Raw genomic sequence first — 10532 nt, 5'->3', positions numbered from 1 at the left:
AAGGAGCACAAGGACCATGGCCGATCGCGTCGTACTCGCCTACTCGGGCGGGCTGGACACCTCAGTCGCCATCAGCTGGATCGGCAAGGAGACGGGCAAGGAAGTTGTTGCTGTCGCCATCGATCTCGGCCAGGGCGGCGAGGACATGGAGGTCGTGCGTCAGCGTGCACTCGACTGCGGTGCGGTCGAGTCGGTCGTGGTGGATGCGCGCGACGAGTTCGCCGACGAATACTGCCTGCCGACCATCCAGGCCAACGCCCTCTACATGGACCGCTACCCGCTCGTGTCGGCCATCAGCCGCCCGCTGATCGTCAAGCACCTCGTCGAGGCGGCGCGTGCCCACGGCGGCACCACGGTCGCGCACGGCTGCACCGGCAAGGGCAACGACCAGGTCCGGTTCGAGGTCGGCTTCGGATCGCTCGCTCCCGACCTCGACGTGATCGCACCGGTCCGCGACTACGCGTGGACCCGTGAGAAGGCGATCGCGTTCGCCGAGGAGAACGAGATCCCGATCAACGTCTCCAAGAAGTCGCCGTTCTCGATCGACCAGAACGTGTGGGGCCGCGCCGTCGAGACCGGGTTCCTCGAGGACCTGTGGAACGCGCCGACCAAGGACGTCTACGACTACACGCAGGATCCGACCGTCAACTGGCAGGCCCCGGACGAGCTGATCATCAGCTTCGAGGCCGGCCGCCCCGTCGCGATCGACGGCAAGCCGGTCAGCGTCCTCGAAGCGATCCAGGAGCTCAACCGCCGCGCCGGCGCTCAGGGCGTCGGGCGCCTCGACGTCGTCGAGGACCGTCTCGTCGGCATCAAGAGCCGTGAGATCTACGAGGCTCCCGGAGCCATGGTCCTCATCAACGCTCACCAGGAACTCGAGCACGTCACGCAGGAACGCGAGCTCGGCCGTTACAAGCGTCAGACGGAGCAGCGCTGGAGCGAGCTGGTCTACGACGGCCTCTGGTTCTCCCCGCTCAAGGTCGCGCTCGACACGTTCATCGAGAAGACGCAGGAACGCGTCTCCGGCGACATCCGGCTGGTGCTGCACGGCGGTGCGATCATCGTCAACGGCCGCCGCAGCAACCAGTCCCTGTACGACTTCAACCTGGCCACTTACGACGAGGGCGACACGTTCGACCAGTCCTACGCCAAGGGCTTCGTGCAGATCCACGGACTGTCCTCGAAGGTCGCGGCGAAGCGCGATCTGGGCCTCTAGGTATGAGTGCTCACGGCACCAACGAAGGAGCCCTCTGGGGCGGCCGGTTCGAGTCCGGACCGGCCGCCGCCATGGCGGCGCTGAGCAAGTCCACCCACTTCGACTGGGTGCTGGCTCCGTACGACGTGCGCGCGTCCCAGGCCCATGCCCGGGTGCTGCACAAGGCCGGCCTGCTGGGTGACGACGACCTGGCGGCGATGCTCGACGGTCTCGGCAGGCTCGCGGCCGACGTCGCGAGCGGCGAGTTCGTCCCGAGCGAATCCGACGAGGACGTGCACGGGGCGCTCGAGCGCGGCCTGATCGATCGGGTCGGTCCCGAGGTCGGGGGACGGCTGCGCGCCGGGCGTTCGCGCAACGATCAGGTGGCGACGCTGTTCCGGATGTGGCTGCGGGACGCCGTCCGCCGCGTGGCCGCGGGTGTCCTCGACGTCGTCGATGCACTCGCGACGCAGGCCGCGGCGCACCCCTCCGCGGTGATGCCGGGCAAGACCCACCTGCAGGCCGCGCAGCCGGTGCTGCTCGCGCACCACCTGCTGGCACACACGCACCCGTTGCTCCGCGACGTTCAGCGGCTGCGGGACTTCGACGTGCGGGCGGCCGTGTCGCCGTACGGTTCCGGAGCGCTGGCCGGCTCGTCACTCGGACTCGATCCCGAGGCGATCGCCGCGGAGCTCGCCTTCGATTCGTCGGCCGAGAACTCGATCGACGCCACGTCGTCGCGGGACTTCGCGGCCGAGGCGGCGTTCGTGCTCGCGATGATCGGCGTCGACCTGTCGCGGATGGCCGAGGAGGTCATCCTCTGGAGCACTCCGGAATTCGGCTACATCACGCTCGCGGACGCCTGGTCGACCGGCTCGTCGATCATGCCGCAGAAGAAGAACCCGGACGTGTCCGAGCTCACCCGCGGCAAGTCCGGGCGGCTGATCGGCAACCTGACCGGTCTGCTGGCCACTCTGAAGGCGCAGCCTCTCGCGTACAACCGGGATCTGCAGGAGGACAAGGAGCCGGTCTTCGATTCGGTGGCGCAGCTCGAGTTGCTTCTCCCGGCGATCACCGGACTGGTCTCCACTCTCGAATTCCACACGGACCGAATGGCGGAACTGGCACCGGCGGGATTCACCCTGGCCACCGACATCGCCGAGTGGCTCGTTCGTCAGGGCGTCCCGTTCCGGGTCGCGCACGAGGCGGCGGGGGCGTGCGTCCGCGTTGCCGAGGCGCGGGGCGTCGGACTCGAGGATCTCACCGACGACGAACTCGCCGGGGTCGACCCGGCGCTCACTCCGGACGTGCGGGAGGTGCTCACCGTCGAGGGCTCGATCGCCTCGCGTAACGCTCGCGGCGGTACGGCCGGTATCCGTGTGGCCGAACAGTTGGGCGGGGTCCGTCAGCTGTCCGAGTCACTGCGTGAGTGGTGTCGATGACGCCCGTGTCGGACGCCCCGGATTAGGGGCTGTGTGACGCGTCGAGCGCAGTAGGGTGAGGGCGGGCGGCAGTGAGACGTGCGTCACGGTTCGAGAGTCTGGGAGAGTGTTCGTGGGACTGAATACCGAAACGGTGATGGGCCCGATCCGTCGCGTGGTGGCGACGGCGCAGAACGGGTTGGAGGTAGTTCGCCTCGGTGGACTCGAGACGGACCTCACCACGTCGCCGTTCGAGGTGGTCGAACGCGCACCGATGTATCGGCTCCGCAGGTATTTCCCCGACACCGACCCTGCCGACGCCGGGCCCCCGATCGTCCTGGTCCCGCCGATGATGATGTCGGCCGACGTCTACGACGTGACCCGCGATCAGGGCGCAGTCGGCATCCTGCACTCGATGGGGATCGACCCGTGGGTGGTCGACTTCGGATCGCCGGATTCCGAAGAGGGCGGGTGGGATCGGAATCTTGCCGACCACATCGTCGCGATCAGTGAGATCATCGACCAGGTGCGGGCGCACACGGGGCGTGACGTCTACCTGTCCGGTTACTCGCAGGGCGGCATGTTCGCCTACCAGGCCGCCGCCTACCGCCGCAGTCGCAACATCGCCGGCCTGGTGACGTTCGGCAGTCCGGTCGACACGCTCGCCGGGTTGCCGTTCGGTATTCCGGCGGGGTTCGCCACCGACGCTGCCGGCTTCCTCGCCGACCACGTCTTCAACCGGCTCGCGGTGTCGGGGTGGATGGCGCGCACCGGTTTTCAGCTTCTCGATCCCGTCAAGACGCTGAAGTCGAGGCTCGAGTTCCTGCGTCAGTTGCACGACCGGGAAGCGTTGTTGCCGCGGGAGCAGCAGCGGCGCTTCCTCGCGACCGAGGGCTGGGTGGCGTGGTCCGGTCCGGCTGTTGCGGAGTTGCTCAAGCAGTTCATCGTGCACAACCGCATGATGACCGGCGGGTTCGTGATCAAGGACCAGGTGGTGTCGCTCGCGGAGTTGACCTGCCCCATCCTCGCGTTCGTCGGGGAGGTCGACGACATCGGTCAGCCGTTGGCCGTCCGCGGTATCCGCCGGGCCGCCCCACGCGCGAATGTGTACGAATCAACTTTGCGGGCAGGACATTTCGGTCTCGTCGTCGGTTCGGCTGCGGCGACCCACACGTGGCCCACGACCGGGAAGTGGGTGCTGTGGAACGAGGGTCTCGGGCCGCGGCCCACCACTATCGAGCTCATGCGCTACGACGAACATTTCGGCAGCGAATCCGGAGTCTCCATCAGCGACCGCATCATTCACACCGTGGCATCGGTCGCCGAGGTCGGCGTTGGTGTCGGCAAAGGGATCAGTGATTTCGCTTCGGGGGCGCTGCGAGGAACGGTGGAGCTGTCCGGCGAGGCCACGCGGGCGCTGCCGCGGCTGGCCCGGCTCGGTCAGATCCAGCCCCACACCCAGATCTCGCTCAGCCGGTTGCTGGCCGAGCAGGGTCGGAAGGCGCCGGGCGGCGAGTGCTTCCTCTTCGACAATCGCGTCCACACCTACGCGGCGGTCAATCAGCGGATCGACAACGTGGTGCGCGGCCTGATCCAGGCCGGTGTCCGTCCCGCCGCCCACGTCGGCGTCGTGATGCAGACGCGCCCGAGTGCGCTCGCCGCCATCGCGGCGCTGTCCCGTCTCGGTGCGGTGGCTGTCTTGCTGCCCCCGGGTCGGGAGGTCCACACCGCGATCCGCATCGACGGTGTCGAACGCATCGTCACCGACCCGGAGAATCTCGACGCGGCGATCGCGACCGGGATGCAGGTCCTGGTTCTGGGCGGTGGCGACCAGCGCGAACTCGACGTGGATCCGTCGGCGAACGTCGTGGACCTCGAGAAGATCGACCCCGCCGCCGTGACACTGCCTGGCTGGTACCGGCCTGATCCCGGTCTCGCTCGTGAACTGGCATTCATCATCTGCAGTGAGTCCAACGGCCACTGGGAGACGAAGCAGATCACCAACTACCGGTGGGCGCTGTCGGCGTTCGGAACGGCCTCGGCCGCCGATCTGGACCGCGGCGATACCGTGTATTGCCTTGCACCCCTGCATCATTCGTCGAGTCTGCTGGCCGCGATCGGTGGTGCCGTGGCGGGTGGCTCCCGGATCGCGCTCTCACGCGGAGTCGATCCCGAGCGGTTCGCCGAGGAAGTCCACCGCTACGGGGTGACCGTGGTGAGCTACACGTGGACGATGATGCGTGAGATCCTCGACGCCGAGAACCTCGCGCTCGACGGCAGTCACCCCGTCCGGCTCTTCATCGGATCCGGAATGCCGCAGGGGTTGTGGCGTCGCACCACGGAGCGGTTCGCACCGGCGAAGGTCCTCGAGTTCTACGCCTCCACCGAGGGCGACGTGGTTCTCGCGAATGTCGCAGGCGCGAAGGTCGGGGCAAAGGGGCGCCCCCTCCCGGGGAGCGCGGAGGTCCGGCTCGCGGCCTACGACCCGATCGCCGGCCGGCTGCTCGAGGACGAGCAGGGGTTCATCCGGGAATGCCAGGACGACGAGGTCGGTCTGCTTCTCGGCAGGGCGGGCGTGCACGCCGAGATGTCCGGCGGCGCGATGCGGGGAATCTTTGCCGCGGGCGACGCCTGGATTCCGACGGAGAACCTCTTCCGTCGCGACGCCGACGGGGACTACTGGCTGGTCGACCACAGGAAGACCGTCATCGCGACTCCGCGGGGAGCCGTGTTCACCCAGCCGATCGTCGATGCGCTCGTGTCCGTCGATCGCGTCGACCTCGCCGTTGCCTACGGGGTGGAGGTCGGCGGCCGGACACTGGCCGTGGCCGCGTTCACCCTCCGCGAAGGGCGGGCGCCGAGGCTGGCGGAAATCTCCGACGCCTTCGAGGTGCTTCCTCCCGCGCTGCGACCAGACATCATCCAGGTGGTGGAGGACATCCCGCTGGGGTCCTCGTACCGTCCGAATGCCGAGGCGCTGAGCGCGGCCGGACTGCCCAAGCCGGGAACCCGTGTGTGGTATACCGATCCGGAATCGCAGCAGTACAAGCGACTGACCAAGGCAGTGGCCGCGGAGTTTCAGAACGGCTCCGCCGGGGTGTCTGCCGGTGCGCGGTAACCTGACACTGCTCACCCGAACGGTTGGAGAGGACTTCCGTGGTTATTGATCCGACGTTGCTCGGCATTCTCGCGTGCCCACAGGACAAGGGTCCTCTGCTGTTGGTCGGCGACGAGCTGCTCTACAACCCTCGCCTGCGGCGGGCCTACCCCATCGAGAACGGGATTCCCGTCCTCCTCATCGACGAGGCCCGGGACGTCGGCGCGGACGAGCACGAGACGCTGCTCGCCCGGGCTGCCGGCGAGGCCTGATCACACCGGACTCAGGCGAGCCCGATCACACCGGCAGAGCACCGGTGAGGTAGCGCTGCAACGTCGGTCCGACGATCGCGACGAGATCGTCGACGGGCAGCGACGCGAGTGGCTCGAATTCGAGGATGTACCGCGTCACCAGAACCCCGGCCATCTGGGATGCCACCAGCTGCATGCGCAGCATCCCGGTTCCCGGCGGCTCGTCGACGCGCGGTCCGAGGTCTCGGAGCACGACCTCCAGCAGGAACGTGCGAATGAGATTGGGTTCGTTTCCCGCCATCGCGGACCGGAACGCCGCGACCACGGCGGGCTTGTGCGGCGACTCCCAGACGGAGAAGACGGCCCGGGCGAGGTGACTACCGACCTCGCCCGTCGGAATGTCGAGCACCGGAGCGATCACCTGCGTCGGATCCACGGGAATGTCCACCGAGGCGAGGAACAGTTCTCGTTTGGTTCCGAAGTAGTGGTGGATCAGGGCGGAGTCGACGCCGGCTCCGGTGGCCACGGAGCGCACGCTGGTCTTGTCGAAGCCGTTCTGTGCAAACAGTTTCCGTGCACTCGCCAGGATTCGTGACCGTGTGTCCGGGTTGCCCGGGCGTCGACCCGTGCGCAGACCCGGGGTGGCGTCCGCGCGTGTCGCGGGGCCGGTCATGGTGTGCGACGCCTCAGGGTCGCGGCGCCCAGCGACAGTGCGAGGAGCGCGAAGGCGGCGACCACCGCCAGGTCGCGCCACATGAGCCCCGTCGCCCCGGGATGGGTGGCGACCTGCTGCAGCGCCTCGACCGCGTAGCTCAGCGGGAGGACGTTGCTGATCCACTCGAGCCACGTGGGGAGCTGATCTCGCGGAACGAGCAGACCGCACAGGAACAGCTGGGGCACCACGACCACCGGCATGAACTGCACCGCCTGGAACTCGGTGCGCGCAAAGGCGCTGCACAGTAGGCCGAGGGCGACGCCGAGTATCGCGTTCAGCACGGCGATCAGCAGCACCCACGTCACGCTGCCCTCGGTGGTGAGGCCGAGGAATCCGAACGAGACGACGCAGGCCAGCGCCGCCTGCGCCGCTGCGGCCGTGGAGAACGCCGCCGCGTAGCCGCCGAGCAGGTCGAGTTTGCCCATCGGGGTCGTGAGCAGGCGTTCGAGTGTTCCCGACGTCCGTTCGCGCTGCATCGCGATTGACGTGACGAGGAACATCACGACAAACGGCAGGATGCCGAGCATCGTGATCGCGACGCGCTCGAACAGCGACAGCTGACCGGGTGGCGCCGGAACGTTCTGATACAGGAAGTACAGCAACACCATCAGCAGACTGGGTACCACCAGAATCATGGCGACGGTGCGGTGATCCGTCCGCAGTTGCGCGAGGATCCGGCCCGCAGTGGCCGCGAAGATCGTGACGTTCATCAGTTCTCGCTCCCGACATGTGATGCGCGAATGAGGTTCAGGAAGGCGTCTTCGAGGCTCGCCTCACCGGTCTGCTCCCGGAGTTCGCCGGGGGAGACCTGCGCGAGAACGTAGCCGTCGCGCATGAGGAGGAGCGAAGCGCAGTGCTCGGCCTCGTCCATGACGTGGCTCGACACGAGCAGGGTGGTACCGGCGTCGGCGAGAGCGTCGAACCGTTCCCACAGTTCGACGCGCAGGAGTGGGTCCAGGCCGACCGTCGGCTCGTCGAGGACGAGGATTTCGGGGCGTGCCACCAGTGCGCAGGCGAGGCTGACCCGTCCCAGCTGTCCTCCCGACAGATCTGCCGCCTTCTGGGTTGCGAAGCGGGTCAGGCCCACCGCGTCGACGGCTTCGGTGACCGCGTTCGACGGCTGACCGTAGAGCGCGGCGAAGTAGGCCACGTTTTTCTTGACCGTGAGGTCGGAATACACGCTGGGTGACTGGGTGACATATCCGACGCGGCTTCGCAGCGAGACCGAGCCTGCGGGGGAACCCAGCACCGTGACCGTCCCCGATTCCACGATCTGCGTGCCGACCACGCACCGCATCAGCGTGGTCTTTCCGCAGCCGGAGGGTCCGAGGAGGCCGGTGATGGATCCGCTCGGCACCTGGACGTCGATGCCGTGCAGCACTTCGTTCTTGCCTCTTCGCACGTGCAGATCTCGGATGTCGATCGCCGGGCTGCCGGTCATGGCGGGCCTCAATTCATCACTGGGTGAATTCATTGCTTGATGAATTATGCGACCGTCGGGGTGGCGTCGTCAACGGTTGTGGAGAATCGGGACGTGACCATCGATCGACTTGACCGGGCGGAACCCGTCGATGCCGCGCGAATCGTTCTCGGATCCATGCTGATCGTCGGAGACGTCCGCATCCGCATCGTCGAAGTGGAGGCGTACGGCGGGGAGAAGGACGGCCCGTGGCCCGATCCGGCATCGCACTCCTACCGAGGGAGGACGCCGCGCAACGAGGTGATGTTCGGCCCGGCCGGGCACCTGTACGTCTACCGCAGTTACGGGATGCACTTCTGCATGAACGTGTCGTACGGGCCGGTCGGAAGCGCGGGCGGGGTGCTTCTCCGGGCAGGCGAAGTGCTCGACGGTTGCGCGACGGTTCAGGCGCGCCGGCCCCGCGTCACGCGACCTGCGGATTGGGCGCGCGGTCCCGGCAACCTGGGGTCCGCGACCGGCGTAACCCTCGCCGAGAACGGTGCGGCGTTGTTCGAGCAGGATTCGCCGGTTCGACTGGAGGTCGCGGAGTCGGACGGCTGGGTGAGTGGCCCCCGTGTCGGTGTCAGCACGGCCGCCGACCGGCCGTGGCGCTTCTGGATTCCGGAGTCGCCGGCGGTATCCGCGTACCGGAGAAGCCCGCGTGCGATGCCCGCCGACGAGCAGATGGGATGATCGAACCCGTGACTGAGAACATCATCGATGAACTGACCTGGCGCGGGCTCATTGCCCAATCAACCGATCTGGACGCGCTGCGTCGTGATCTCGACGCCGGACCGGTCACGCTCTATGCCGGTTTCGATCCAACCGGACCGAGTTTGCACGCCGGCCATCTCGTGCCCCTGCTCGCGCTGAAGCGATTCCAGCGTGCGGGTAACCGCCCCATCGTGCTGGCCGGTGGAGCGACCGGTCTGATCGGCGATCCCCGCGACGTCGGTGAGCGGACGATGAACTCCGCCGACACCGTGGCCGAATGGGCCGATCGGATCCGGGGTCAGCTCGAACGCTTCGTCGACTTCGACGACTCGCCGAGCGGCGCGATCATCGAGAACAACATGAACTGGACCGGCAAGCTGTCGGCCATCGACTTCCTGCGCGACGTGGGCAAGCACTTCTCCGTCAACGTGATGCTCGCGAGAGACACCGTCAAGCGGCGCCTCGAATCCGACGGCATGTCCTACACCGAGTTCAGCTACATGCTCCTCCAGGCCAACGACTACCTGCACCTGCGGCGCAGTCACGGCTGCTCGCTGCAGGTCGGCGGATCCGACCAGTGGGGCAACATCATCGCCGGCGTCGAACTGAACCGTCGCATCGACGCCGAGTCGGTGCACGGTCTGACCGTCCCGCTCGTCACGTCGGCGGACGGCAAGAAGTTCGGGAAGTCGACCGGAGGCGGAAGCCTGTGGCTCGACCCGGAGATGACGAGCCCCTACGCGTGGTACCAGTACTTCGTGAACACCGGCGACGCCGACGTGATCAAGTACCTGCGGTGGTTCACCTTCCTCACGGCCGAGGAGTTGGCGGAACTGGAGACGGCGACGGCCGAGCGGCCGCATGCACGCGAGGCGCAGCGCCGGCTCGCCGCCGAGATGACGACTCTCGTGCACGGCGAAGCCGACACTCGCGCCGTGGAGCTCGCGAGCCAGGCACTGTTCGGCCGCGCAGAACTGCAGGACCTGGACGAGCCGACGCTCGGTGCCGCCCTCCGGGAGGCGTCCGTCGCGGAACTTGCGCCGGGGGAGCCCGCCGGCATCGTCGACCTCCTGGTTCTCAGCGGATTGTGCGAGAGCAAGGGTGCGGCACGCCGCACCGTGAAGGAAGGCGGCGCGTCGGTGAACAACCAGAAGATCTCGAGTGAGGACTGGGCCCCCGCACCGACCGATCTGCTGCACGGAACGTGGCTCGTAATTCGCCGTGGAAAGCGCAACTTCGCCGGCATCAAGGTGCTGTCGAACTAGCGTGCGGCGGGTCACACCGGCGTAATTCGGCGAAATCCGGTCCGGTGGCCCGCGCGCAGCGCGGGACACCAGCGGATTTTACATGCCGGATGCCTGTGACCTGGGGATTTGACGCTCCGTTTCCCGTCGCGTAACTTATTCCAGGTCAGAGCGACACGGACACCAACCCCGACCGAGAGGCCGGGGACACGAGGTTGGACGCAGGCGCCTGAACTTCCCGAGAATACCGAACTTGGTTCGATGCTTTCGAGATGTCCTGATCGCCCCGGTTTGCGCCGGGAAGCGGCAGGAGATAAGTTGGAACGGTTGCCCCGGAGCGGCTGGCGAGTGTGCCAGTGGTGATGGTGTGTGCGTGTTCTTTGAGAACTCAACAGTGTGTCGATGAATGTCAGTGCCAAATGTTTTTGGTACTCCG

The 10532-nt window shown here is 67.2% G+C and carries 9 protein-coding genes; 6 read left to right on the top strand and 3 right to left on the bottom strand.

Features of this window, described 5'->3' with window-relative positions; all coding sequences use genetic code 11:
* Positions 1–16 precede the first annotated feature (16 nt).
* The 4 genes from CJ177_RS36390 (at position 17) to CJ177_RS36375 (ending at position 5985) form a co-directional block, all read left to right on the top strand.
* A complete protein-coding gene (locus CJ177_RS36390; protein ID WP_005247359.1) occupies positions 17–1216 on the top strand; it encodes an argininosuccinate synthase in 1200 nt (399 codons plus the stop codon).
* 2 nt (positions 1217–1218) lie between these two features.
* Positions 1219–2637, top strand: a complete 1419-nt coding sequence (argH, locus tag CJ177_RS36385) for an argininosuccinate lyase (RefSeq protein WP_005247355.1) — start codon at positions 1219–1221, stop codon at positions 2635–2637.
* 106 nt (positions 2638–2743) lie between these two features.
* A complete protein-coding gene (locus tag CJ177_RS36380) occupies positions 2744–5734 on the top strand; it encodes an acyl-CoA synthetase (protein WP_095870106.1) in 2991 nt (996 codons plus the stop codon).
* Between the two features lie 38 nt (positions 5735–5772).
* A complete protein-coding gene (locus tag CJ177_RS36375) occupies positions 5773–5985 on the top strand; it encodes a Trm112 family protein (RefSeq protein WP_005247353.1) in 213 nt (70 codons plus the stop codon).
* A 25-nt stretch (positions 5986–6010) separates the two neighbouring features.
* On the opposite strand, the gene CJ177_RS36370 is transcribed toward CJ177_RS36375, so the two are convergent.
* From CJ177_RS36370 to CJ177_RS36360, 3 genes are read right to left on the bottom strand one after another with little or no spacing between them, the layout of a single operon-like run.
* Positions 6011–6637 carry a TetR/AcrR family transcriptional regulator gene (locus CJ177_RS36370; RefSeq protein ID WP_005247352.1) on the bottom strand — a complete coding sequence of 209 codons (627 nt, stop codon included), beginning with the start codon at positions 6635–6637 and terminating at the stop codon, positions 6011–6013.
* Positions 6634–7389 (bottom strand): ABC transporter permease, encoded by a 756-nt coding sequence (locus tag CJ177_RS36365; protein WP_025432839.1) that lies wholly within the window; start codon positions 7387–7389, stop codon positions 6634–6636. The genes CJ177_RS36370 and CJ177_RS36365 overlap by 4 nt, the downstream gene beginning before the upstream one ends.
* Positions 7389–8120: an ABC transporter ATP-binding protein gene (locus CJ177_RS36360; RefSeq protein ID WP_025432838.1), complete on the bottom strand. Its 732-nt coding sequence runs from the start codon at positions 8118–8120 to the stop codon at positions 7389–7391. The genes CJ177_RS36365 and CJ177_RS36360 overlap by 1 nt, the downstream gene beginning before the upstream one ends.
* A gap of 39 nt (positions 8121–8159) precedes the next feature.
* Between CJ177_RS36360 and CJ177_RS36355 the strand changes: the two genes are divergently transcribed.
* Together CJ177_RS36355 and tyrS are read left to right on the top strand one after the other, a co-directional pair.
* A complete protein-coding gene (locus CJ177_RS36355) occupies positions 8160–8831 on the top strand; it encodes a DNA-3-methyladenine glycosylase (RefSeq protein WP_095870105.1) in 672 nt (223 codons plus the stop codon).
* Between the two features lie 8 nt (positions 8832–8839).
* Complete coding sequence (gene tyrS / locus CJ177_RS36350) at positions 8840–10117, top strand: tyrosine--tRNA ligase (protein WP_095870225.1); 1278 nt, start codon at positions 8840–8842, stop codon at positions 10115–10117.
* Positions 10118–10532: the final 415 nt, after the last annotated feature.

The sequence above is a fragment of the Rhodococcus sp. ACPA1 genome, assembly GCF_002300195.1.
Lineage (GTDB): Bacteria > Actinomycetota > Actinomycetes > Mycobacteriales > Mycobacteriaceae > Rhodococcus_F > Rhodococcus_F opacus.
This window is presented reverse-complemented; position numbering and strand designations above follow the sequence as displayed.

Bases quoted from the DNA above. Each gene is read 5' to 3' on its own strand.
- CJ177_RS36390 (WP_005247359.1), top strand. From the start codon at position 17: ATGGCCGATCGCGTCGTACTCGCCTACTCGGGCGGGCTGGACACCTCA.
- argH (WP_005247355.1), top strand. From the start codon at position 1,219: ATGAGTGCTCACGGCACCAACGAAGGAGCCCTCTGGGGCGGCCGGTTC.
- CJ177_RS36370 (WP_005247352.1), bottom strand. From the start codon at position 6,637: ATGACCGGCCCCGCGACACGCGCGGACGCCACCCCGGGTCTGCGCACG.
- CJ177_RS36365 (WP_025432839.1), bottom strand. From the start codon at position 7,389: ATGAACGTCACGATCTTCGCGGCCACTGCGGGCCGGATCCTCGCGCAA.
- CJ177_RS36360 (WP_025432838.1), bottom strand. From the start codon at position 8,120: ATGACCGGCAGCCCGGCGATCGACATCCGAGATCTGCACGTGCGAAGA.
- CJ177_RS36355 (WP_095870105.1), top strand. From the start codon at position 8,160: ATGAATTATGCGACCGTCGGGGTGGCGTCGTCAACGGTTGTGGAGAAT.